This window comes from Mammaliicoccus sp. FSL K6-3158, assembly GCF_038005105.1.
In the GTDB taxonomy this organism is placed as follows: domain Bacteria; phylum Bacillota; class Bacilli; order Staphylococcales; family Staphylococcaceae; genus Mammaliicoccus; species Mammaliicoccus sciuri.
Genome location: NZ_JBBOSL010000001.1, coordinates 1012373 through 1037017, shown reverse-complemented (window position 1 = coordinate 1037017; position 24645 = coordinate 1012373). Strand labels below are relative to the sequence as shown.

The following is a 24645-nucleotide window of genomic DNA, read 5'->3' as shown; positions in this document are numbered from 1 at the left end:
ATTTATTTTCTCCTAATCTCTAATCCTTTTATCATTTCTTCTTGGACTTCTTCTATTTCACGTTCATAGTGTGACATAATGAATGGTCTTGCCTCTTCACCTTGTATTTGACCGATAGCCCAAAACGCAGTACCTCTTATCATTGGTCGCGGATCTGTTAACGCAACATCTTTTAAATCAGGTATTGCACTTTCTTCATTAAAGTGAGCAAGTGCGACAATCGCATTTCGTTGAATCGGCTTTTTACCTCTCCATGCACCAGCTAAATGTCCATAAGTATTTTTAAATTCTTTATTAGACATTTTGAGTAGTGGTACAAGTCTAGGTTTTAGTACCTCAGGTTCTAATATAATGTCGTCATGTTCAGTATTAATCCCTCTATTTCGTGGACATACTTGTTGGCATGTGTCACATCCATAAAGACGATTTCCTATTTTATAGCGGTATTCATCTTTTAAATAACCTTTTGTTTGTGTTAAAAAGCTGATACATTTTTGACTATTTAATTGACCATTACCTACTAAGGCACCTGTCGGACATCTATCAACACAAATGTTACAATCACCACAACTATCTATAACTGGATCATCAGGTTTAAATGGTATACTGACTAACATTTCACCAAGATAACTCCAAGTACCTAGTTCTTCATTAATAATAAATCCATTTTTACCTGCAAATCCTAACCCAGCTCTTTCAGCTACTGAACGGTCAGACAAGACACCTGTATCGACCATTGATTTAATTTCTACATCAGGCACTTTTTCTTTTAGGAATAAACTGAGTTTATCAAGGCGATTTCTCATAATAGTATGATAATCTTGGCCCCATGAAGCACGCGCAAACATACCTCTTCTATCTCCTCTAACACTTTTAGGAGCACCCTTTAATTTATTCGGATACCCTACAGCAATTGCTATAATTGAGCGAGCAGATGGTAATGATAATTTAGGGACTGTTCTTAATTCAATATCACTTTCTTCAAACCCAGAAGCATATCCTTTAGAATGATAATCTTCTAACTTTTTCTTTAATTCATCAAAAGGATCAGCAGTTGTAAATCCAATACTATCAATACCAATAGAATGTGCATAATCTATCACTTCTTGCTTCAATTGATCTAAATTCAAATTTATTCACCTCACTATCAAACATGCTAATACATTTTAACACATTTAATAAATAAATTTACGGTATTCGTATTAATTCCATTAAATAAGTATATAAAAATTGCTTTCATAAACTATATGGTAAATGGTTTGGCAAGACATTATTTAGCTTGTTTGTGGTGGGGGGCTGTTGTGAACACTTCTGCCTAAACTTGTTCATAACGAGGGTGTTGTGAACACTTCTGCCTAAACTTGTTCATAACGGGGTTCTTGTGAACACTTTCGCCCAAACTTGTTCATAACGGGGTTCTTGTGAACACTTTCGCCCAAACTTGTTCATAACGGGGCGTTAGTTACAAAACTCGGCCGAACTGTTACTATGGATAGCCATAATTACAAAAGTCCTGAGAAATGTAAACAAGACACTCGTTATTTGCACTTCTAACCCAATCTGCTAATAACGACACCAGTATTTGCACTTCCATCCAAATCTGCTAATAAGCGAACAAAAAATCCGACAGTGCACAAAAACGCTGTCGGATTTTTTAATTTATAATGTAATTGTTGTACCTATTTTATTTGAATGAGAACTTTTTAATAATGCATGGTCTGATGATCCTGAAATAATCTTGACGCTTTTACAGCCTTCTTTTATTGCAGAAATTGCGCCAGTAACTTTAGGGATCATACCTCCATATATTTCAGTTGTTTCTATATAATTATGAATATCATTTATACTTAAATGACTTTGTACTTCATCTTTAATCAGTACACCTGGAATATCACTTATTAAGAATAAGTCGCCTTCCATTTCACTCGCTATTTTATATGCAAGGCTATCTGCATTAATATTATATCTTTGACCAGTATTTCTATCGATACCGATTGGTGCGATAACTGGAATACTGTTCGAACATATATTAGCCAGTGTTTCTTTATTAACGGATGTACATTCTGCTACAAATCCATATTTAGAATCTAAAGGTTTAATGTCAAATAAATTCATATCAATGCCATTTATTCCTAATGCTAATGAGTCGTGTTGATTAATTTGATACACAACTTGTGGATTGACTTCACCTATCAATGTACTTGAAGTTTGTAGTAACACTTCTTCATCAGTAACACGTAATCCATCTACAAATTTACTTTCAATACCAATTTTAGTTAGTTGTTTATTAATAAACGGGCCGCCGCCGTGGACAATGATTGGCATATAATTTTGACTTTTTAAAGTAATTATATCTTCTATTATCGTTTGACTTAAGTTGCTTAATACACTTCCACCAATTTTAATGATTGCATACTTCACTTAATGACCTCCTATTAAGTTCTATATAATGCATTAATTTTTACGTAATCATAGCTCAAATCGCATCCGAAAGCGGTAGATGAATGATGAGAATTTCCAACTTTTGCTTCTATTTCAATTATATCTTGCTCCATCTTAGCTTTTAAATCTAACTCATCAAACGTTACATTCATACCTTTACTGACTAATAAATGTCCACAAAGCCAAACGTCTACTTCGTTAGTATCTACAGTATGATCTGCATAACCGATTGAAGTTACGATTCTTCCAAAGTTTGGATCAGCACCGTGTATTGCTGTTTTCACTAAGCTTGAACCAACAATTGTTTTAGCAATTGCACTATTTTGAGCTTTAGTCTTAGCACCTTTGACATTAACTTTGATTAGCTTCGTCGCACCTTCACCATCTCTTGCAATACTCTGAGCTAAATATTGACTCACATATTGGACAGCTTGAGCGAACTTCTCCCATTCTGGATGTGATTTAGTTAATGTATGTTGGCCACTTTCACCGTTAGCTAAAAGTATAACCATATCATTTGTACTTGTATCACCATCAACTGTAATCATATTAAACGTTTCATCAACAGATTCTTTTAATAAGTCATTCAAATCTTCAGAGTCAACATTTGCATCTGTAGTCATAAAGCCAAGCATTGTAGCCATATTTGGATGAATCATGCCTGATCCTTTACATGAACCGCCAATCGTAATAACTTCATCATCAATTTTAATATGTACTGCTATATGTTTAGTCTCTTTATCAGTTGTTAAAATAGCTTCATTAAAATCAGAAGAATGCGCATTATTGAGAATATCAATATTATTCACACCATATTCAATTTTTTGCATAGGTAAAAATTCACCAATCAAGCCTGTAGATGCAATTGCGATTTGATGTTCAGGTAGTTGTAGTTTAGATGAAATCCATTTCTGAGTTTGCTTTGCATCATCCAAACCTCTTTGACCTGTACAAGCATTTGCGATGGCAGAATTAATAACAATTGCCGAAAGTTTGTGTTCAACATTAATACTTTCTTCAGTGACTTTTAATGGGGCTGCTTTAAAAGCATTTTGTGTATATACCGCTGCACAATTAGCTGGAACTGATGAATATAACCAACCAAAGTCTTTCTTTTCTCTACGTAAACCAACATGCATGCCGCCAGCAATGTATCCTTTAGGTGATGCGACATCACCTTCTTCTATAATGATCATTTCAGAGTCAATTAATTCTTCAGTCTTATCTAACATCAAATTCCTCCTATTCTATGGGTATATTGGTAATAAATTTAATCCTTCTTCTTCATTAAATCCAAATAATCTATTCATGTTCTGAATTGCTTGACCACTTGCACCTTTAACGAGATTATCTATAACTGCAACGATAATAGCTTTTTGTCTGTCTTCATCAACATAAATACCTATATCGCAGTAATTACTGCCTAGAACTTCTTTTGTTGTAGGGAATTCGCCAAGGTCTCTTACACGAACAAATGGTTTGTCATCATATTTCTGTTTATATATTTGATGTAATGCTTCTTCACTTGTTTGATCTTTTAAATCTACATAAATAGTTGCCAATATACCTCTTGTCATAGGAACGAGATGAGGTGTGAATGTCACTTTTATGTCTGATTTCGAGACTTGTGATAAATACTGTTCAATTTCTGGTGTATGCTTATGGGATCCTAATTTATAAGCTGAAAAGTTTTCATTTGCTTCGCCAAAATGAAAATTTTGACTTAATGTTCTACCAGCACCTGAAACACCAGTTTTAGCGTCTATTATAATCGTGTCTTTATTAATTAAGTCACTTTCTAAAAGAGGGTGTAAAGATAAGAGTATTGCCGTTGGGAAACAACCCGGGTTTGCAATAATTTGTGTCGATGATCCATCCACATTTGACCACTCAGGCAAGCTATACATCGCTTCATCCAATACACTCTGAGGAGCTGGCTTTTCTCCGTAATATTTTTCATAAATTGTGGGGTCTTTTAACCTAAAGTCTCCAGATAAATCGATTACTTTAATACCACGTTCTATTAATTTAGGAATAAAATTCTTGCTCACATTTGAGGGGGTCGCAAAAAATATTAAATCACATTGCACTGTTTCTACATCTAAACTTGTGAATTGTTCAATAATATTATTTTGTAAATGTGGATATGTTTCCTTAATATCTTGACCAGATTTCGAATGTGAGAATACATATTTGATGTTCACTTCTTTATGCTGATTTAATAATCTCATCAATTCGATTGCACCGTATCCACTTCCACCGACTATACCTATATCTAACACGAAAACACCTCTTCTATTTTTAGTATTATAATACTTTAGATAAAAATTGTTTCGTTCTTTCGTTTTGAGGATTATCAAATATTTGTTCAGGTGTACCTTCTTCTTGAACAATACCTTCATCCATAAAAATCACATGGTCGCTGACATTTTTAGCAAATCCCATTTCATGTGTTACAACGACCATTGTCATACCTTCTTTGGCTAAATCTTTCATAACACTTAATACCTCACCAACAACTTCGGGGTCTAATGCTGATGTTGGTTCATCAAATAAAATAACTGCTGGGTTCATCGCTAACGCACGAGCAATCGCTACACGTTGCTTTTGTCCACCTGATAATTTAGAAGGATAAACATCTGCTTTATCTTCTAGACCAACTTTTTGAAGTAATTGTTTAGCTTGATCTTCTAATTCGGATTTTTGTCCTTTTTTCAAAGTTAAAGGTGTTAGTGTAATATTTTCGATTACTTTTTTATGTGGAAAAAGATTAAAACCTTGGAAAACCATGCCCATTTTTTGTCTTAATTGATCCAACTTTGCACCTTTAGTATTTGTTAAATCATTATTTTCAAATACAATCTGTCCAGAGGAAGGTTCTTCTAATAAATTCAAACATCTAAGAAGCGTGCTTTTACCACTACCAGATGGGCCGATAATCGCAACAACTTCCCCTTTTTCAATATTTAAATTAATACCTTTTAATACTTCATTTTTACCAAATGATTTGTGTAAATCGTTAACTTTAATCACTTACACTAAACCTCCTTTCAGCAAAGTACATCACTCTAGATAACGTAAACGTTAAGATAAAGTACAATACTGCTGCTACTAATAATGGTGTAAATGGATCAAATGATGCCCCTTGAACAACTTGAGCATTAAACATCAATTCACTTACGCCGATAACAGAAACTATAGAAGATTCTTTAATAACTGTTACAAATTCATTACCTAATGCAGGTAAAATATTTTTAATGGCTTGTGGCAAGATAACTTTAGTCATTGCTTGCGATTTATTTAATCCTAGTGATCTAGCTGCTTCCATTTGGCCATTATCTACTGCGTTAATACCAGCTCTAATAATTTCTGCAATATAAGCACTACAGTTAATGATGAGTGCGATAATACCACAAATTAATGCTGATAAATCTAATCCAAGTACTGCTGTTGTACCGAAGTAAACTAAAAATACTTGAACAAGTAATGGTGTGCCTCTTATAAATTCAATGTAAACTGAAGCAATCGATTTAAATATTTTACTATTACTTAATTTCATAAGTGCTAAGAAGCAACCAATTAATGCCCCAGCTACTACACCTAAGAATGATAATAAAATCGTATAACCTACACCATGTAAGAAATATGAACCATATTTACTGAAGAAAGAACCATCATCGAACATCGCTTCAGTTGCTTTATCTTGATAGTCTTTAATCAAATTATTGTCACGAACTTCTTTAACACTCTTATTAACTCTCTTCATTAATTCAGGTGAATTTTTCGGTAATGCAATAGCTGTTGTCTTGTCTGCATCTGAAAATGTTACATCTGAATATGTTAAATTAGGATTCTTCTCTAGGTACGCATCAGCAACAGGCCCTTCAATAATCATGCCATCTACTTTTCCAGAATTAAGTGACATAATAACTTCCGGTACTCTCGTTAATGAGCTAACTTGAGATTCTGGCATTTCTGTTTTTGCCAATTCTTCTTGAGTCGTTTGCTTTTGTACACCGACCATTTTACCTTTAAAATCATCAATCGTTTTTAATTTGTCTTTATCTTTTTTCTGTATAATCATTCTCTGATTAACTTCCATATAATCATCAGAAAAATCAACTTGTTTCTTTCTCTCAGGAGTTGGAGCCATACCAGAAATAATCATATCGATTTTTCCAGTTTTTAAAGCACCTAGTAAACTATCAAATTGCATATTCACAATCTTAAGTTTAATATCATTGTCTTTTGCAATTTTTTTAGCAAGTTCTATATCTATCCCAGCATATTCACGTTCACCATCTTTAGTGTGCTCAAACTCATAAGGTGCATAATCTGCTGATAAGCCTACTCTTAACTCGCCTCGTTCTTTAGCTTTATCCCATTGATCAGTTTCTGCAGCTTGTGACTTTATGGGGGCTAAATAAGGAATTGTAAGTAGTAAACAAATTGTTGCTATAACTACTTTAGTAAATACATTTCTTTTCAAATTCGTTACCTCCTGAATTAATAATATTCATTATTATACGCATTTATGAAATTTTATGCAATAGCTTTTTATAAAAAAAGTATGAACGAACGTTCATTCATACTTTACTTAATTGAACTTCATTTTCACTGTATCCAGTTGTGATAACTTCAAGTGCACTATCTAATGAAATTTCAACCATATTTTGTACTGCTGTATACGTATAAAATGCAATATGAGGTGAAATTAAAACATCATCACGTGACATCAATTCTTTTAAAGTAGGATCTTCAATTTCTTTGTCTTTATAATCATATGAGAAATATGCAAACTCATTTTCATATACATCTAAAGCGACACTATGTAATTTACCGCTATTTAATGCTTGAATGACATCATTAGTATTCACTGTCGCACCTCTAGCTGTATTCACTAAATATGCACCATTTTTCATATATTTAATCGTCTCTTCATTAATAATATGTGTCGTTTCTTCATTTGCAGGAACATGTAATGTAATTAAATCAGCTTTAGATAATCCTTCTTGTAAACTTTGTACATATTCAATATCGCGTAACGATTGATCATATGGGTCATAACCGATAACTTCCGCACCAAATCCTTTAAATAATTGTGCTGACACTTTACCAATTCTACCAACACCAATAACCAGTACCGTCATATTTCTTAGTTCTGTAGCGATTACTGTTTCATCCCAAGTAAAATCTTGACGTTCTACTTTTTTATTTATTTTATTAATGTTTCTTACTAATTCTAATGCTCTACAAACTGCAAATTCCGCTATCGCATTTGGACTGTATGAAGGAATATTTGTTATTTTTAAATCATGTTTAGCAGCTTCAGTTAAATTAAACATATCAAACCCAGCAGCACGACCAGCAATTTGTTTAATACCTACATCTTTAAGTGCTTCATATATTCTGTCATCAAACTTAAATAGCTGTTGAGTACTCACACCATCAAAAGATGATAAAGTATGGACATTATTTAAAGTTAAATCCTCTTCAGTACATTCAATTTCATGACCATTAGATTGCCCCCATTGATATGCATAAGGCTTTTCATCTTCTCTTATATTAAATAATTTAAATTTCATAATATGTTCTTCCTTTCAGTAAAAAAATAATAATGATTAATTCTACAACACTTTATGAAAACAAACAATCTCTTTTTCATAATATTCTTACAATTAAAAATGTATGTATGCAGTATGGTTAATAACACAACTAACAAGAAGTGTTACTAATTAGTGTCCTTGTGAACAGTTTTGTCTAAACTTGTTCATAACGATAGCCTTGTGAACACTTCTTGCCAAACTTGTTTATAACGGGGTTGTTAATTACAAAAGTCAGCTGAAGTGTTACTATGGACAGCCTTAATTACAAAACTACTGAGAATTGTAATTACTGATCTCCTTATTTGCACTTCTCGCCAAACTTGCTAATAAAGGCACCAGTATTAAGACAAATTTAAAGGCTGAGACATTTTTCTTGTCTCAGCCTTCTCTTCATTTTAATTATTTTCTTTAAATAAAAACATTTCTTGATTGTATTTTGGAAGTATTTTTAAACAAACTTTATGTACGATATATGCAAATACAAACGGTATGACGAAATATGCTACGCCAAGTATTAATATATTTAAAAATACTGATCCTTCCATAAATTTTAATGCGTTTGCTGGTCCAACAAATCCGGTATAACCAAATCCTGTAGACATTGGTGTACCTTTTATGCCTATGAAATAAGTTAGTAATCCACTCATTAATCCATTTATGATTAATGGTACTGCGATGATTGGATTTTTGAAATATACTGGAATCATCATTTTAGCTGCACCGATTATAAGTACGATATTGATACCTTTTTCGTTTACTTTCCATGAACCCATTAAGAAAGTCACACATGCTGCAACAATACCCATATTGCCAGCTCCTGAACTTAAACCGTTTAAACCGACTGCAGTAGCTATTGCAACAACTGAAATTGGCGTAACCATTAATAATGCATATGTAATCGCGATCAATATACACATCATTAACGGATTCAATGTAGAAAATTGTTCTATTAATTTGCCGATGCCTTTAGTTACATTACTAACATATGGAAGTGTCAGCATACCTATAAATCCACTAACTACTGAAATAATAATTGGCATAATCAACATATCTAAAGAACCAAATTTACCTTTCAATTTAATCATCAAATAACAACTGATAATTAACACAACGATTAAATTGACGACATCCCCTATACTCACAAATATAAATTGACCATTTTGTATTTTTACAGCGCCTGAACCTATTAATCCTGCAGCGCCAATCATAACCGCATCAGTAGCTTGGAATTTAAATTGATGTGCAACAACGATCCCTATAATAAAACTCATCGCAAACTGCATGAGTAATAATGCTTGATTAAACATTTCTAATAGCGGATGAAACTGTGATAAATAACTAAATAACACACCAAGTATGGCGTTTGGTATTAATGCTATAACAATACCTACACCTATACCATTTAAAATATTAAAGAAAAATTCCTTTACTGTGAAATGTTTATCCATAAAAAGCCTCCTGAAATAATATGTATTAATGATATATGACTTTATTTTCATAGACAATGCTATTTTTACTATTTTACTTTACTTTGGTATAGATTAATGTAATAGTCTAAATAACAACGTTGTTATAGGAGGCTATTAACATGTTTAATATGATTTCACAAGATAAAAATACAATTGTAATCAGTGACAAGCAAAATGAGCATTTCTTTACAATTCGCATATTAGAAGATTACTTAATCAATATTAAATCTTCTACACAGAAAGATATATCTTTACCAACTTGGACCATTACACCTGGAGATACTGACTTACCGTTTGAAGGTCTCTCAAGATACGATCAATCTAACTTTTCATGTCCTCAATATGAAATTTCAGAAGAACAACACAATATTATAATTGAGACAAAATTATTAAAACTCATTATTGATAAAGAAGATTTCTATTGTAGTTGGTATGATTTAAGTTCATCTGACAAAGAAATTAAAATCATGCAAGACCGTCAGACAGGCAGCTATCATCATCAAATATCAAAAAATCACCCGACTTGTCATTATTTAAATCGAGATAAAAATGAAATGTATTTTGGACTCGGAGAAAAGAGTGGAAAAGTGAATAAGCATGGCAGACGATTTAGAATGAAGAATATAGATGCTATGGGTTATAATGCTGAAACGACTGATCCGCTTTATAAACATATTCCTTATTATCTCACATACAATACTGACGAAAATATAGCATTTGGTATCTTCTATGATGATTATCAAGACTCTATTGTAGATCTTGGACAAGAGTTAGATAATTATCACGGTCATTATAGATATTATGAAACTAAATCAGATTTTCTTGATTATTACGTTATTGCTGGTCCGTCTATTCAACAAGTAACGACGCGTTTTAGTCATTTAACAGGAAGACCAACACTGATGCCTGAATGGATTTTGTCTTATTCTGGCTCAACAATGCAATATACAGATTTACCAAATTCAGATGAAAGATTGTTGTCTTTTCTAGATCAGTGTAACACACATAATATAACGATTAGATCTTTCCACCTTTCATCAGGTTATACATCCATTCATGATAAGAGATACGTTTTTAATTGGAATTACGATAAATTTAAAGACCCAAAATCTTTTGGTAAATCTTATACAGACCAGAATGTAGAATTAGTTGCTAATATTAAACCTATCCTACTTACAGATCATCCTCTACTAGATGAGGTATTAGCCATAGATGGATTTATTAAAGATGTGAATGGCAAACCGCTTCTTGTACAATTTTGGGATGAAAAAGGATACTACTTAGACTTTACAAATAAAGACACTATTAAATGGTGGCAATCAAAAATAGAACAACAATTATTATCTAATCATGTGAATTGCACATGGAATGATAATAACGAGTTCGAAATTTGGGATGATAAAGCTATCGTAAATGGATTCGGAAATGAAGCGAATTTCCAAGATTATAAAGCAATCATGCCTATATTAATGATGAAAGCATCAAGAGAAATTCAACAACAATATCATAAAGAACAATATCCTTATATCATTAGTAGATCTGGTGCAGCTGGCATGAGTAAATATGTTCAAACTTGGACAGGTGATAACTATACGAGTTGGCATACATTAAAATATAATAATGCTATGGCAATTGGTTTAAGTCTATCTGGTGTTTATAATTTCGGACATGATATTGGCGGTTTTTCTGGAGATAAACCAGAAGCAGAATTATTTTTAAGATGGGTACAATGTGGTGCTTATTATCCGAGATTTTCAATCCACTCATGGAATGATGATGGTACTGTAAATGAACCTTGGATGCATCAAAAAGTATTATCTGAAGTTAAGCAAGCCATGCACTTCCATGAAAAGCTTAAACCATATCTTCAGTCATTAGTTATACAGGCACATGAATCGTATGAACCAATTATAAGACCTACTTTTTACCAATATGAAAATGATATCACTACTTTTGTAGAAAATGATGAATTTATGTTAGGTGAGCATATGTTAATTGCCCCTATCGTAGAAAAATCTCAAAAAGAAAGAACAATCTATTTACCTAACAACAACAAAGGTTGGATTGATTTTCATAGCGGCAAACAATTTGAAGATGGTCAAACAATAACCGTAAAAACGACTTTACAACATATCCCAACATTTGTAGTAAAAGGCGCAGAGATACCAGTTTATAAAGATGATTTAAAAACAATTGAAAATTTAAAGTTCTAAATGTAAAAGAACCTAAGACGATGCTGTCTTAGGTTCTTAATTATTATATAGCATCTACACCTTCGATATTATATAGAGTCACGGCGTTATTAAAGCATATATCCTTAATAATTTCAGAAAAAATTTCATCATCATCAATGATTTCTCCTCTTTCCACACGTTTACCAATCATTTCACATAATATTCTTCTAAAATATTCATGTCTTGTATACGATAATAAGCTTCTTGAATCAGTTAACATACCAACGAAAGTAGATAACAATCCAACATTTGCGTATTCTACTAAATGTTGTTCCATTCCTTCTTTAGTATCATTGAACCACCATGCAGCACCTAGTTGCACTTTGACTTTATCTGAAGTAAAGTTTCCAGCTGTAGCTTGCACCATTAAGTGATCATTTGCATTATTAGGATAAATAATTGTATCTGATAATGCATCATTTTGATTTAAATGATCTAAAAATCTATTTAAATCAGACGAACTGAGCATATCACCTACACTATCAAATCCAGCATCTGGACCAACTTCTTCAAACAATAATGTATTATTATTTCTTACTGGTCCAAGATGAAACTGTACAACCCAATTATATTTTTTATACGTTTTACTTACTTCAGTTAAAATATACCCAGATAATTTACTTAAATCTTCCTCATCTAAGTCTTCACCTTGTTTAATCTGTTCAAAATACTGATCAGCTTGTTCTTTTATTACATCCACTTTAAGTACTTTCGCAAAGCTTTGATCAGAACTTCTTGCGCCATTTTGATGAAAGTATTCAATACGTTCATTGAGCGCATTAATATATTCTTCCAAATGATTTATTCTTGTTCCTGTAGCATTTTCTAATTGATTAATTGATGCTTCTACATTATCTTTCGTTAAGGCGATATAACGATCAGGTCTAAATGTTGGTAACACTTTAACATCAAATGACTTATCCTCACGAAGTAATTGATGATATTTCAAATCATCACATGGATCATCAGTTGTACAAATGATTTGGACATTGCTTCTTTCTATTAATTTTCTTGGCAGAAATTCTGGTTGCTGTAAACTTTCATTTAACTGATTATATAATTGATCTTTTTCAATTTTATTTAAATTTTCATTGATGTTGAAATACCTTGCTAACTCTAAATGACACCAGTGATACATCGGATTCATAATACTTTTTGGCAATAAACTTATAAAAGCATCGAATTTTTCTTTGTCGGATTTATCTCCTGTAATATACGACTCATCAATTCCATATGCGCGCATTAAGCGCCATTTATAATGGTCATGTTTAAGCCAAACTTCAGTAATCGTAGTAAATGGTTTATTTTCATAGATTTCTTTCGGATCTAAATGACAATGAAAATCAAAAATCGGGATATCTTTAGCAACTTTATATAATGCTTGTCCTTTTTTAGATTGAACAATAAAATTTTCTTGAATCATACTCATAAATACTCACCTTTCCTATAGCCCAAGTAATTTTGGTAAAAATAACGATAATTGTGGTACGAATGTAATTAATAACAACAGAATAATTAAAATAATAAAATATGGTATTAATGTCTTAATGACACTTTCAATTCGTACATTTGCAACACTACTACCAACAAATAACGCACTACCTACTGGAGGAGTTATATTACCAATACATAAGTTAAATGCGATCACAATACCGAAATGAATCGGGTCTAAACCGATACTATCTGCAATTGGTAAGAAAATTGGTGTGAATATAAGTACTGCTGGCGTTATGTCCATAAATGTACCAACAATTAGTAAAATTAAATTCATTAACAATAATAATAAAATAGGATTTTCAGTTAATGATAATATACCGCCAGAAATTGCTTCTGGTAATCCTGTGAAACTCATAACGAGTGAGAATAATGCAGATGCAGTAATTAAGAATAAAATCATACCTGTAATTTCAACCGTTTCTATAATAATCGCAGGTATATCTTTTATTTTTAAATTTCTATAGATAAGAGACAGTATAAATGCATATAGAACTGCGACAGCTGCACCCTCTGTAGCTGTGAATATTCCAGCTACAATACCACCGATTACAATAATAATTAATAGTAAACTTGGAATGGCATCTAAAGTTAAAAATAATTTATCTTTCCAACTCACTTTTTCAGAAACTGGATAGCCATGTTTTTTAGCTAAAAAGTAAGCAACAACCATACAACCTAGACCCCATAGAATTCCAGGAACGTAACCTGCAATGAATAATGCAGCAATTGATGTCCCACCACTTACAAGTGAATAAACAATCAATAATGAACTTGGTGGAATTAATAATCCTGAAGGTGCTGAAGCAATATTAGCAGCTGCAGAATATGATTTTTTATAACCTTGTGTTGTTTCCATGGGGGTCATGATTCTCCCCATTGCTGCAGCAGCTGCAACACTTGATCCTGAAATAGAACCAAACAACATATTACCTACAATGTTCGTATGTGCTAAAGAACCAGGTAATCTACCTACTAACACTTTAGCAAAGTTAATTAATCTAAATGCAATACCACCGTTATTCATCAATATTCCGGCAAGTACAAATAGCGGAATGGCAAGCATTGTAAAGTTATCAATACCTGTTATCATTCTTTGAGCTGCCGTAAGTATTGTGACATCAAATGGGAAAATAAGTATTAAAGTTAATAATGAACTTAAAATTATTGAAATTGCGATTGGAATACCAAAAGCTAAAAATACGGCTAAAGATACAAATAATACGATTCCAGCAATTGTCGTCATTACACTTCACCGCCTTCATCATTTTCTGGTAACTCATTTGTTATAATGCCTCGAATTGAATAGAAAGCAATGAAAAGTCCTGATATAGGTAACGCACCATACATTAACGCCATTGATACACCAGTAGATGGTGCTATTTGAGTCCAAGTAAGTGCAACAATTTTAATACCACCATAAATCATCAAAATTAAAGCAACTAATAAAATAATGATATTCGTCAGCCTTTCTATAAATAACTGCGCTTTAACTGGAAACTTTTCTCTAATAAATAAAATGGCAATATGCTTTTTCTTACCAAATACATATGCTGCACTTAATAATGCAAACCAGATTAACAAGAAACGAATGATTTCTTCACTTGTCGTACTTGGCGTGTTTAATATATATCTAGTTATCACTTGCCAAACTGATAAAATAACCATTACAGTTACCAATACACCTGAAACAGAAAGCAAAGTTCTATCGATATAATGTGTTAATTTATTCATTTTGTTCTGCCTCCTTAATCAATTTGTATTGTTTTTCAGTTCCTTTATTATTTTTAAATTCTTCTTGTAAAGGTTTTACAGCTTTTTTGAAAGATGATTTATCTACATCATGAAACTTAACATTCATATCTTCTTTAGCTGTCTTAATCCCTTCTTTAATAGCTTTATCCCAGATAACTTCGTGCTTTTCAGTTGAAGATCTTGCTGCACTTTTTATCCATCCTTTTTCTTCTTTAGATAAATCATTATATGCATCCTTATTCATGATTAAAATATCAGGAACAATAGCGTGTTCTGTATTATAATAATTTTTTGCGACTTCACCATGTTTATTGTCAGTCAATGCTGTTTCATTATTCTCAGCTGCATCAATAACACCAGATTGTAGTGCTGTATAAACTTCACCAAACGCCATTGGTGTTGGTGTACCACCTAATGATTTAATAAGTTCAACACTTGTTTTACTAGGTTGAACACGTGTTTTTAAACCATGTAAATCTTTATTCGTTTTTATCTCTCTATCTTTTGTATAAATATTTCTTAATCCTGCGTCATAGTAAGTAATACCTACAAACCCGTTGTCTTTTGTCGTATTAAAGAATGAATTTTGTACTTCAGGTTTTTTCATAATGGATCGGAAACTATCTTGAGATTTAAATAGATAAGGCATACTGAATAAAGAATACGATTCAGAGAAACTTTCAAGTGCACTTGCTGAAACTTTTGTAAATTGAATGGCATTTGTTTGCGTCATTTCAATCGCTTCTCGCTCACTTCCAAGTTGTCCGTTCGCATATATTTTGATTTTTAATTTTCCATGAGATTTCATTTCTACTTCTTTTTTAAATTCTTCTAAAGATTTATGTACTGGATGTGTTGTTGATTGGTTATGTGCTAATGTTAAAGTCTTAACATCTTTATCTTGTGCGTCACTTTGTTGGCATCCGTACAAAACTATGAATACGCTTACAATTAACAGTAAAATTTTTTTCATCTCTCATCCCCCATTAATTCTAAAAAAGTAATCAATTTGATTACATCTTTAATTCTTATTGATAAGTATAAATGAAATGAATCAAAATAACAACGTTGTTATTTATAGAAATTGTGTGCTTATGGTATAATATAGAAAATAATATTTAAAGGAGACTCACATGGCTGTAACATTAAAAGACATTGCAAATGCCTGTGGTGTTAGTTATTCAACAGTAAGTAAAGCATTAAAAAATTCTCCTTTAGTTACTGCTGAAACAACAGAGCGCATACAACAAAAGGCAAAAGAAATGAATTATATACCTAATAATTCCGCTCGCTCTTTAGTCTCAAATAAGAGCCAAACAATTGGACTCATTTGGCCATCAGTAGACAGAGTTGCAGTTTCAACTCTTGTTTCAGAAATTAATAACTTTTTAAAGAATACTGGATATTTTATGTCTGTATCAATCGATGATGTGGAAACTGCTGCACATAAATTTTTAGAATTACGTTTTGATGGCATCATCGTATTTGATGAAGGTGAAGCTTCTACCTTACCAAGTATCATAAGTTCTAATATTCCAGTAGTTGCCTATGGTACAGACCGAAAGCTCGAATACCCTATTGTAAATGTCAATCATAAACATGCAATGATTCTTTCATTAGGTGATTTAATGCAAAATAATATAACAAATATTTGTTATATTGGAGATCTTAACACCGATGATATTCGACAAATTATAAAGAAAGAAACCTTTGAACATTATTGTAAAGAACACCATCTTAATTATAATATGATTGATTCAAAAGGATTATCTGCTGAAGATACATTTTTTGCATTAAAATCATATTTAACCAATCATACTTTACCAGAAGGTATCATTTGTGGAAGTTATGATATTACTTTAGGACTCATACACACTTTAAAAGATTCACTTGATCAACATATTGTATACTCATACGACAATGTACCTCAATTTGACCATATGGATACAGTGATTCATTCAGTTGGTGTCCCTACTAAAAAAATTGCTGAAACATTAGTTAATATTCTTATCAATGCAATTGAATATAAGGAAAATCAACCAGATGTCTATCATCTTGAGCCTGAATTAGTAAAGCGGAAATAAAGACAAAAAAATGACTACAATTTTGTAGTCATTTTTTTACTATTGTTCCTTGATGGAATCTCATCTTCCACTCAGATTGTTTTCTAATCCATAATGTACTTCGCTTAGTTGTAATATGATCAGTTTTATTGATTAATTCATAAGTCGTTAGTACAATACCTTTTTGGATTTTTTCAACTATAAAATCCGAAATCTCATAATCAAATGTATGTAAAGTGGCCTCTTCAATATCACGTTTATATATCATTCTACCAGACTTACCTATTTCTTTAAATTCATCATCAAGTAAATTTATGATAAACGACTTATCATTTCTATTACTAGCATCCAAATGTGCACATTCTAATTCATAAAATTGCTGTTTAATAAATTACACCTACTTTATCTTTGTAAATATAGTTCAATTTATATGCTAAAATAATAACATAGTAATAAGTATAATCGAGGGGGTATGCAAATGACAAATTTAAAAGAAGTAGCTAAACGAGCTGGCGTTTCACCAAGTACTGTATCACGAGTAATTAATAACCACCCTTATGTTAATGAAGAAAAAAGACAAAAAGTACTTGATACTATAGAAGAATTAAATTATATACCAAATATCAATGCAATTCATTTAAAAAAAGGTAAAACAAATTTGATAGGTGTCGTTTTACCATTCTCTAATCATCCCTATTTTTCACAGTTAATTCAAGGTATTTCTGAAGAAGCGATTAAATCAAACAAAAAAATTGTTTTGTTCCAAACTGCCTATGATACTGATCAAGAAATTGACGCTTTGGAAATGTTAAAATTAAAACAAATAGACGCACTCATTATATGTTCAAGGAATATTTCATTAAATATAGTTGAACAGTATATAGAGTTTGGTCCAATTTCTATATTCGAAAATATTTCAAACTCTAAATTTAGAACTACATATATTGATCACTATAATGCCTTCAAACAAGCATTAAATCATCTATACAATAATGGACATAGACATATTGCATGTGCCATAAATAGAAGAAATAGCACTAGTTCAATTTTAAGAATACAAGCATATAAAGACTTTTGCAGTGAGAATTCTATAACTTACAATGATCAAGATATATATGAGAATTTTGTATTATTAGAAGATGGTCAAAGACTCGCACAAGAAATTGAAAATAAAGAAAATCCAACAACAGCAATTGTTGTATCAGGAGATAACACAGCAGCAGGATTATTTATAAGTTTAGATGAAGAAAAGAAGAAAAACATATCTATCATTGGGTTTGAAAATCATAAAATATCTAAGTTGCTGAACCTTACTACAATAGAGATTCCCCTCTTTCAAATTGGTAAAAGTTTGTTTAATCAACTATATGAAGATAAACTGAATAACTATTTATTTGAAACAAAACTTATTAAAAGAAACTCAGTATTTAAATTAAACCATTGACATGAAATGCATTTCATAGATTACCCTTTAATCAATCACAAATATTAGGGGGTAATTAAAATGAACAAACAAAAAGTTGGTATTGATGGTTGTAATATTACTTCAGAAATTTATGTCGAAATACTTCAACACACTACTAATATTGATATTGTCGCTTGTACTGATGAGAGCCTATCAAAAGCAATTAGTATGAAAAACAAATATGATATCCCTCAAGTAATGACAAGAAGTAAAATGTATAAAGATAAGAAAATTGATTACATTATTAAACTTTAATAGAAATTCAAAATAAATAACATCTCATTCTACTGATCTACAGTAAAAATGAGATGTTATTTTTTAAAATCTACGATTTTGTTCGTGCATGCTTGCCTAGGGTATGGTTCGAGCCTGTAGTCTCTCACTCATACTATTCCCTCAGGCGTCAGCACTTCACAAAATCGTTAATATGGTCTGATCTTATAGCCCTAACTGTGACCAAAAATTTGAACTTATATGTTTCTAAATGGTTTATTAACAAACAAAAAAGCCGTAAAATCAACGTTTACGACTTAAATAGTTCTAAATGGTTTATTAATATATACCGGTGGTCGGGTTCGAACCGACACGTCCTCAACGGACACGGGATTTTGAGTCCCGCGTGTCTGCCAATTCCACCACACCGGCTTAATAAAAATCCTACAAAAAAATCTTCCCAATGGAAGAAATAAATGGAGCGGAAGATAGGACTTACACCTATATCTCATTCCGGGAAGGAATGTATTCTAAGAGTTGAAATACTCCCGCATTTTAATAAATAGCAGTATTAATAATAATGGAGCGGAAGATAGGACTTGCACCTATATCTCATTCCGGGAAGGAATGTATTCTAAAAGTTGAAATACTCCCGCAAAGTTATTAATGGAGGCGGCAACCGGATTTGAACCGGTGAATAGAGGTTTTGCAGACCTCGGCCTTACCACTTGGCTATGCCGCCAGACTACTGGGCTAGCTGGATTCGAACCAGCGAGTGACGGAGTCAAAGTCCGTTGCCTTACCGCTTGGCTATAGCCCATTAATATAAAATAAGGGCGGCTGATGGGAATCGAACCCACGAGTGTCGGAACCACAATCCGATGCGTTAACCACTTCGCCACAGCCGCCATGGCAGGGGCAGTAGGAATCGAACCCACACCAAAGGTTTTGGAGACCTCTATTCTACCGTTGAACTATGCCCCTATTAAATTAAAATAATAATGGTGGAGGGGGGCAGATTCGAACTGCCGAACCCGAAGGAGCGGATTTACAGTCCGCCGCGTTTAGCCACTTCGCTACCCCTCCGTTAGATGGTGCCGGCCAGAGGACTTGAACCCCCAACCTACTGATTACAAGTCAGTTGCTCTACCAGTTGAGCTAGGCCGGCAAAAAGTTAAAAGATGGCTCAGGACGGAATCGAACCGCCGACACAAGGATTTTCAGTCCTTTGCTCTACCGACTGAGCTACTGAGCCATACATTAATTTTTAAAAAATGGCGGTCCCGACGGGAATCGAACCCGCGATCTCCTGCGTGACAGGCAGGCATGTTAACCGCTACACCACGGGACCATCATTAAAGCTATTGCGGGAGGCGGATTTGAACCACCGACCTTCGGGTTATGAGCCCGACGAGCTACCGAACTGCTCCATCCCGCGATAATAATATTAAGTTACAAATATAATGGCGGAGGAAGAGGGATTCGAACCCCCGCGAGCCGTTAAGCCCCTGTCGGTTTTCAAGACCGATCCCTTCAGCCGGACTTGGGTATTCCTCCAATATATAAGTATGGACCTTGCAGGACTCGAACCTGCGACCCAACGGTTATGAGCCGTTTGCTCTGACCAACTGAGCTAAAGGTCCAAAATTTAAAATATGTAATCATATTGAAAATTTTAATGGCGGCGGAGGGGATCGAACCCCCGACCTCACGGGTATGAACCGTACGCTCTAGCCAGCTGAGCTACGCCGCCATGATGATATTATTTTTTAAATGGTGGAGACTAGCGGGATCGAACCGCTGACCTCCTGCGTGCAAAGCAGGCGCTCTCCCATCTGAGCTAAGCCCCCATTTAATATGTATATTTTTAAAGAGTCGGGAAGACAGGATTCGAACCTGCGACCCCTTGGTCCCAAACCAAGTGCTCTACCAAGCTGAGCTACTTCCCGTAACCAAAATGGTCATTACGCGCCCGAGAGGAGTCGAACCCCTAGCCTCTTGATCCGTAGTCAAACGCTCTATCCAATTGAGCTACGGGCGCATATTAATATGGTGCCGAGGACCGGAATCGAACCGGTACGGTAATCACTTACCGCAGGATTTTAAGTCCTGTGCGTCTGCCAGTTCCGCCACCCCGGCAAATAATGGAGCAGAAGACGGGATTCGAACCCGCGACCCCAACCTTGGCAAGGTTGTATTCTACCGCTGAACTACTTCTGCAAAATTAAATGCTTAAATCATATTAATAATAATGCGGGTGAAGGGAGTCGAACCCCCACGCCTTGCGGCGCTAGATCCTAAGTCTAGTGCGTCTGCCAATTCCGCCACACCCGCTTAAATGGTGAGCCATAGAGGATTCGAACCTCTGACCCTCTGATTAAAAGTCAGATGCTCTACCAACTGAGCTAATGGCTCTAAAACATGGTGCCGGCCAGAGGACTTGAACCCCCAACCTACTGATTACAAGTCAGTTGCTCTACCAGTTGAGCTAGGCCGGCATTAAATGGTGGAGAATGACGGGTTCGAACCGCCGACCCTCTGCTTGTAAGGCAGATGCTCTCCCAGCTGAGCTAATTCTCCATTTAAAATTATGTAATATTATTACTTGCCCGGCAACGTCCTACTCTCGCGGAACGTAAGCCCAACTACCATCGGCGCTAAAGAGCTTAACTTCTGTGTTCGGCATGGGAACAGGTGTGACCTCTTTGCTATCGTCACCAGACAAATAGTAATAACTTATGATGAATGTATTGTACATTCAAAACTAGATAGTAAGCAGATTTTACGGCTAAAACCGATTTAAAATTTGATTAAGTCTTCGATCGATTAGTATTCGTCAGCTACACACATTACTGCGCTTACACCCCGAACCTATTAACCTCATCATCTTTGAGGGATCTTATAACCGAAGTTGGGAAATCTCATCTTGAGGGGGGCTTCATGCTTAGATGCTTTCAGCACTTATCCCGTCCATACATAGCTACCCAGCTATGCCGCTGGCGCGACAACTGGTACACCAGAGGTATGTCCATCCCGGTCCTCTCGTACTAAGGACAGCTCCTCTCAAATTTCCTACGCCCACGACGGATAGGGACCGAACTGTCTCACGACGTTCTGAACCCAGCTCGCGTACCGCTTTAATGGGCGAACAGCCCAACCCTTGGGACCGACTACAGCCCCAGGATGCGATGAGCCGACATCGAGGTGCCAAACCTCCCCGTCGATGTGAACTCTTGGGGGAGATAAGCCTGTTATCCCCGGGGTAGCTTTTATCCGTTGAGCGATGGCCCTTCCATGCGGAACCACCGGATCACTAAGTCCGTCTTTCGACCCTGCTCGACTTGTAGGTCTCGCAGTCAAGCTCCCTTGTGCCTTTACACTCTGCGAATGATTTCCAACCATTCTGAGGGAACCTTTGAGCGCCTCCGTTACTCTTTAGGAGGCGACCGCCCCAGTCAAACTGCCCGCCTGACACTGTCTCCCACCATGATCAAATGGTGCGGGTTAGAAAGTCAACACAGCCAGGGTAGTATCCCACCAGCGCCTCCACGTAAGCTAGCGCTCACGTTTCAAAGGCTCCTACCTATCCTGTACAAGCTGTGCCAAATTTCAATATCAGGCTACAGTAAAGCTCCACGGGGTCTTTCCGTCCTGTCGCGGGTAACCTGCATCTTCACAGGTACTATGATTTCACCGAGTCTCTCGTTGAGACAGTGCCCAAATCGTTACGCCTTTCGTGCGGGTCGGAACTTACCCGACAAGGAATTTCGCTACCTTAGGACCGTTATAGTTACGGCCGCCGTTTACTGGGGCTTCGATTCGTAGCTTCGCAGAAGCTAACCACTCCTCTTAACCTTCCAGCACCGGGCAGGCGTCAGCCCCTATACATCACCTTACGGTTTAGCAGAGACCTGTGTTTTTGATAAACAGTCGCTTGGGCCTATTCACTGCGGCTCTTCAAGGCTTGCACCCTAAAAAGCACCCCTTCTCCCGAAGTTACGGGGTCATTTTGCCGAGTTCCTTAACGAGAGTTCGCTCGCTCACCTTAGAATTCTCATCTTGACTACCTGTGTCGGTTTGCGGTACGGGCACCTATTTTCTAACTAGAGGCTTTTCTTGGCAGTGTGAAATCAACGACTCGTCGGATACATGATCCAACTCCCCATCACAACTCAACCTTACGAGTGCCGGATTTGCCTAACACTCAGTCTTATTGCTTGGACGTGCACTCCAACAGCACGCTTCGCCTATCCTACTGCGTCCCCCCATCGTTCAAACAATCATAGGTGGTACAGGAATATCTACCTGTTATCCATCGCCTACGCCTATCGGCCTCGGCTTAGGTCCCGACTAACCCAGAGCGGACGAGCCTTCCTCTGGAAACCTTAGTCAATCGGTGGATGGGATTCTCACCCATCTTTCGCTACTCACACCGGCATTCTCACTTCTAAACATTCCACATGTCCTTACGATCATGCTTCGACACGTTTAGAACGCTCTCCTACCATTATCCTTACGGATAATCCACAGCTTCGGTAATATGTTTAGCCCCGGTACATTTTCGGCGCAGTGTCACTCGACTAGTGAGCTATTACGCACTCTTTAAATGATGGCTGCTTCTAAGCCAACATCCTAGTTGTCTGGGCAACGCCACATCCTTTTCCACTTAACATATATTTTGGGACCTTAGCTGGTGGTCTGGGCTGTTTCCCTTTCGACTACGGACCTTATCACCCATAGTCTGACTCCCAAGTTAAATTATTTGGCATTCGGAGTTTGTCTGAATTCGGTAACCCGAGAGGGGCCCCTCGTCCAAACAGTGCTCTACCTCCAATAATCATCACTTGAGGCTAGCCCTAAAGCTATTTCGGAGAGAACCAGCTATCTCCAAGTTCGATTGGAATTTCTCCGCTACCCACACCTCATCCGCTCACTTTTCAACGTAAGTCGGTTCGGTCCTCCATTCAGTGTTACCTGAACTTCAACCTGGACATGGGTAGATCACTTGGTTTCGGGTCTACGACCAGATACTCATTCGCCCTATTCAGACTCGCTTTCGCTACGGCTCCACATTTACTGCTTAACCTTGCATCAAATCGTAACTCGCCGGTTCATTCTACAAAAGGCACGCCATCACCCATTAACGGGCTCTGACTATTTGTAAGCACACGGTTTCAGGTTCTATTTCACTCCCCTTCCGGGGTGCTTTTCACCTTTCCCTCACGGTACTGGTTCACTATCGGTCACTAGAGAGTATTTAGCCTTGGGAGATGGTCCTCCCAGATTCCGACGGAATTTCACGTGTTCCGCCGTACTCAGGATCCACTCAGGAGAGAAATGACTTTCGACTACAGGACCTTTACCTTCTATGGTTGGCTTTTCCAAAACCATTCGTCTAATCATTTCCTTTGTAACTCCGTATTGAGTGTCCTACAACCCCAATAGGCAAGCCTATTGGTTTGGGCTCTTCCCGTTTCGCTCGCCGCTACTCAGGGAATCGAGTTTTCTTTCTCTTCCTCCGGGTACTAAGATGTTTCAGTTCTCCGGGTGTGCCTTCTCACATACTATGTATTCATATGCGGATAACATGACATAACTCATGCTGGGTTTCCCCATTCGGAAATCTCTGGATCAAAGCGTACTTACAGCTCCCCAAAGCATATCGTCGTTAGTAACGTCCTTCTTCGGCTTCTAGTGCCAAGGCATCCACCGTGCGCCCTTAATAACTTAATCTATATTTCCTTATACATAACGTTTAAGAAAATAACTGTTATTAATCTGTGATGTCGTCTATAAAGACGACGCGCGATTATTAAGCTTGTTGAATTTCGTTAGAAATTCACTCGGTTTTTTGCTTGGTAAAATCTATTGCTTACTTATCTAGTTTTCAATGTACAATATAAT

17 protein-coding genes, 23 tRNA genes and 2 rRNA genes are annotated in these 24645 nt (G+C 35.5%); 4 read left to right on the top strand and 38 right to left on the bottom strand.

From position 1 onward, the window contains the following. Window positions 1–2 precede the first annotated feature (2 nt). From queG to MHH94_RS05165, 8 genes are all read right to left on the bottom strand, one after another. Window positions 3–1130, bottom strand: coding sequence for a tRNA epoxyqueuosine(34) reductase QueG (queG, locus tag MHH94_RS05200; protein ID WP_048539836.1), 1128 nt, complete (start codon window positions 1128–1130; stop codon window positions 3–5). A 529-nt stretch (window positions 1131–1659) separates the two neighbouring features. After that, window positions 1660–2421 (bottom strand): acetylglutamate kinase, encoded by a 762-nt coding sequence (gene argB, locus MHH94_RS05195; RefSeq protein WP_058591071.1) that lies wholly within the window; start codon window positions 2419–2421, stop codon window positions 1660–1662. A gap of 14 nt (window positions 2422–2435) precedes the next feature. Then, the gene (argJ, locus tag MHH94_RS05190; RefSeq protein ID WP_058591072.1) at window positions 2436–3674 is read right to left on the bottom strand and encodes a bifunctional glutamate N-acetyltransferase/amino-acid acetyltransferase ArgJ; all 1239 of its coding nucleotides are present in this window, start codon (window positions 3672–3674) and stop codon (window positions 2436–2438) included. A gap of 15 nt (window positions 3675–3689) precedes the next feature. Next, complete coding sequence (gene argC / locus MHH94_RS05185; protein ID WP_107609188.1) at window positions 3690–4724, bottom strand: N-acetyl-gamma-glutamyl-phosphate reductase; 1035 nt, start codon at window positions 4722–4724, stop codon at window positions 3690–3692. A 25-nt stretch (window positions 4725–4749) separates the two neighbouring features. Continuing rightward, window positions 4750–5475: an amino acid ABC transporter ATP-binding protein gene (locus MHH94_RS05180; protein ID WP_048539832.1), complete on the bottom strand. Its 726-nt coding sequence runs from the start codon at window positions 5473–5475 to the stop codon at window positions 4750–4752. After that, on the bottom strand, window positions 5468–6931 hold the full coding sequence (locus MHH94_RS05175) for an ABC transporter substrate-binding protein/permease (protein ID WP_037589738.1): 1464 nt from the start codon (window positions 6929–6931) through the stop codon (window positions 5468–5470). The genes MHH94_RS05180 and MHH94_RS05175 overlap by 8 nt, the downstream gene beginning before the upstream one ends. A gap of 97 nt (window positions 6932–7028) precedes the next feature. After that, window positions 7029–8027, bottom strand: a complete 999-nt coding sequence (locus MHH94_RS05170) for a D-2-hydroxyacid dehydrogenase (protein WP_058591074.1) — start codon at window positions 8025–8027, stop codon at window positions 7029–7031. Between the two features lie 416 nt (window positions 8028–8443). Next, window positions 8444–9496: a PTS transporter subunit IIC gene (locus MHH94_RS05165; RefSeq protein ID WP_058591075.1), complete on the bottom strand. Its 1053-nt coding sequence runs from the start codon at window positions 9494–9496 to the stop codon at window positions 8444–8446. Between the two features lie 140 nt (window positions 9497–9636). Between MHH94_RS05165 and MHH94_RS05160 the strand changes: the two genes are divergently transcribed. After that, window positions 9637–11730 (top strand): glycoside hydrolase family 31 protein, encoded by a 2094-nt coding sequence (locus tag MHH94_RS05160; RefSeq protein WP_232182622.1) that lies wholly within the window; start codon window positions 9637–9639, stop codon window positions 11728–11730. Window positions 11731–11773: 43 nt separating this feature from the next. Here MHH94_RS05160 and uxaC read toward each other — a convergent pair whose 3' ends face one another. From uxaC to MHH94_RS05140, 4 genes are read right to left on the bottom strand one after another with little or no spacing between them, the layout of a single operon-like run. Beyond that, the gene (gene uxaC / locus MHH94_RS05155) at window positions 11774–13180 is read right to left on the bottom strand and encodes a glucuronate isomerase (RefSeq protein ID WP_107603307.1); all 1407 of its coding nucleotides are present in this window, start codon (window positions 13178–13180) and stop codon (window positions 11774–11776) included. A gap of 15 nt (window positions 13181–13195) precedes the next feature. Further along, on the bottom strand, window positions 13196–14491 hold the full coding sequence (locus MHH94_RS05150) for a TRAP transporter large permease (RefSeq protein ID WP_106417709.1): 1296 nt from the start codon (window positions 14489–14491) through the stop codon (window positions 13196–13198). After that, entirely contained in the window at window positions 14491–14979 is a 489-nt protein-coding gene (locus tag MHH94_RS05145) for a TRAP transporter small permease (RefSeq protein WP_048539827.1), read from the bottom strand. Before MHH94_RS05145 ends, MHH94_RS05150 begins: the two co-directional genes overlap by 1 nt. Further along, complete coding sequence (locus MHH94_RS05140) at window positions 14972–15973, bottom strand: TRAP transporter substrate-binding protein (RefSeq protein WP_325988215.1); 1002 nt, start codon at window positions 15971–15973, stop codon at window positions 14972–14974. Before MHH94_RS05140 ends, MHH94_RS05145 begins: the two co-directional genes overlap by 8 nt. Before the next feature lie 160 nt (window positions 15974–16133). Between MHH94_RS05140 and MHH94_RS05135 the strand changes: the two genes are divergently transcribed. After that, window positions 16134–17084, top strand: coding sequence for a LacI family DNA-binding transcriptional regulator (locus MHH94_RS05135; RefSeq protein ID WP_325887599.1), 951 nt, complete (start codon window positions 16134–16136; stop codon window positions 17082–17084). A gap of 28 nt (window positions 17085–17112) precedes the next feature. On the opposite strand, the gene MHH94_RS05130 is transcribed toward MHH94_RS05135, so the two are convergent. Continuing rightward, complete coding sequence (locus tag MHH94_RS05130; RefSeq protein ID WP_325887602.1) at window positions 17113–17451, bottom strand: nuclear transport factor 2 family protein; 339 nt, start codon at window positions 17449–17451, stop codon at window positions 17113–17115. Between the two features lie 90 nt (window positions 17452–17541). Between MHH94_RS05130 and MHH94_RS05125 the strand changes: the two genes are divergently transcribed. Together MHH94_RS05125 and MHH94_RS05120 are read left to right on the top strand one after the other, a co-directional pair. After that, window positions 17542–18507, top strand: a complete 966-nt coding sequence (locus MHH94_RS05125; RefSeq protein ID WP_171992077.1) for a LacI family DNA-binding transcriptional regulator — start codon at window positions 17542–17544, stop codon at window positions 18505–18507. A gap of 60 nt (window positions 18508–18567) precedes the next feature. Continuing rightward, window positions 18568–18783, top strand: coding sequence for a hypothetical protein (locus MHH94_RS05120; protein ID WP_065381363.1), 216 nt, complete (start codon window positions 18568–18570; stop codon window positions 18781–18783). A gap of 305 nt (window positions 18784–19088) precedes the next feature. Here MHH94_RS05120 and MHH94_RS05115 read toward each other — a convergent pair. From MHH94_RS05115 to MHH94_RS04995, 25 genes are all read right to left on the bottom strand, one after another. Continuing rightward, window positions 19089–19173 (bottom strand) — tRNA-Leu (locus MHH94_RS05115). A 149-nt stretch (window positions 19174–19322) separates the two neighbouring features. Next, window positions 19323–19397: transfer RNA gene (locus MHH94_RS05110), tRNA-Gly, on the bottom strand. Window positions 19398–19408: 11 nt separating this feature from the next. Continuing rightward, window positions 19409–19483: transfer RNA gene (locus MHH94_RS05105), tRNA-Cys, on the bottom strand. 6 nt (window positions 19484–19489) lie between these two features. Continuing rightward, a tRNA-Gln gene (locus MHH94_RS05100) sits at window positions 19490–19561 on the bottom strand. Between the two features lie 15 nt (window positions 19562–19576). Beyond that, window positions 19577–19649: transfer RNA gene (locus MHH94_RS05095), tRNA-His, on the bottom strand. 2 nt (window positions 19650–19651) lie between these two features. Beyond that, window positions 19652–19725: transfer RNA gene (locus MHH94_RS05090), tRNA-Trp, on the bottom strand. An 18-nt stretch (window positions 19726–19743) separates the two neighbouring features. Then, a tRNA-Tyr gene (locus MHH94_RS05085) sits at window positions 19744–19827 on the bottom strand. Window positions 19828–19833: 6 nt separating this feature from the next. Beyond that, window positions 19834–19909, bottom strand: a tRNA-Thr gene (locus MHH94_RS05080). Window positions 19910–19923: 14 nt separating this feature from the next. Next, window positions 19924–19996, bottom strand: a tRNA-Phe gene (locus tag MHH94_RS05075). A 20-nt stretch (window positions 19997–20016) separates the two neighbouring features. Continuing rightward, a tRNA-Asp gene (locus MHH94_RS05070) sits at window positions 20017–20092 on the bottom strand. Window positions 20093–20105: 13 nt separating this feature from the next. Then, window positions 20106–20179, bottom strand: a tRNA-Met gene (locus MHH94_RS05065). 26 nt (window positions 20180–20205) lie between these two features. Continuing rightward, window positions 20206–20298: transfer RNA gene (locus MHH94_RS05060), tRNA-Ser, on the bottom strand. A 12-nt stretch (window positions 20299–20310) separates the two neighbouring features. Then, window positions 20311–20384: transfer RNA gene (locus MHH94_RS05055), tRNA-Ile, on the bottom strand. Between the two features lie 36 nt (window positions 20385–20420). Continuing rightward, window positions 20421–20494: transfer RNA gene (locus MHH94_RS05050), tRNA-Met, on the bottom strand. 21 nt (window positions 20495–20515) lie between these two features. Next, window positions 20516–20591 (bottom strand) — tRNA-Ala (locus MHH94_RS05045). A gap of 25 nt (window positions 20592–20616) precedes the next feature. Continuing rightward, window positions 20617–20690 (bottom strand) — tRNA-Pro (locus tag MHH94_RS05040). An 18-nt stretch (window positions 20691–20708) separates the two neighbouring features. Continuing rightward, window positions 20709–20782, bottom strand: a tRNA-Arg gene (locus MHH94_RS05035). 9 nt (window positions 20783–20791) lie between these two features. After that, window positions 20792–20880 (bottom strand) — tRNA-Leu (locus tag MHH94_RS05030). 6 nt (window positions 20881–20886) lie between these two features. Next, window positions 20887–20961: transfer RNA gene (locus MHH94_RS05025), tRNA-Gly, on the bottom strand. A gap of 32 nt (window positions 20962–20993) precedes the next feature. Beyond that, window positions 20994–21075: transfer RNA gene (locus tag MHH94_RS05020), tRNA-Leu, on the bottom strand. A 5-nt stretch (window positions 21076–21080) separates the two neighbouring features. Continuing rightward, window positions 21081–21156, bottom strand: a tRNA-Lys gene (locus MHH94_RS05015). Window positions 21157–21163: 7 nt separating this feature from the next. Further along, a tRNA-Thr gene (locus tag MHH94_RS05010) sits at window positions 21164–21239 on the bottom strand. A gap of 6 nt (window positions 21240–21245) precedes the next feature. After that, window positions 21246–21321, bottom strand: a tRNA-Val gene (locus MHH94_RS05005). A gap of 27 nt (window positions 21322–21348) precedes the next feature. Beyond that, a 5S ribosomal RNA gene (rrf, locus tag MHH94_RS05000) occupies window positions 21349–21463 on the bottom strand. Window positions 21464–21547: 84 nt separating this feature from the next. Then, window positions 21548–24474, bottom strand: a 23S ribosomal RNA gene (locus MHH94_RS04995). Window positions 24475–24645 lie beyond the last annotated feature (171 nt).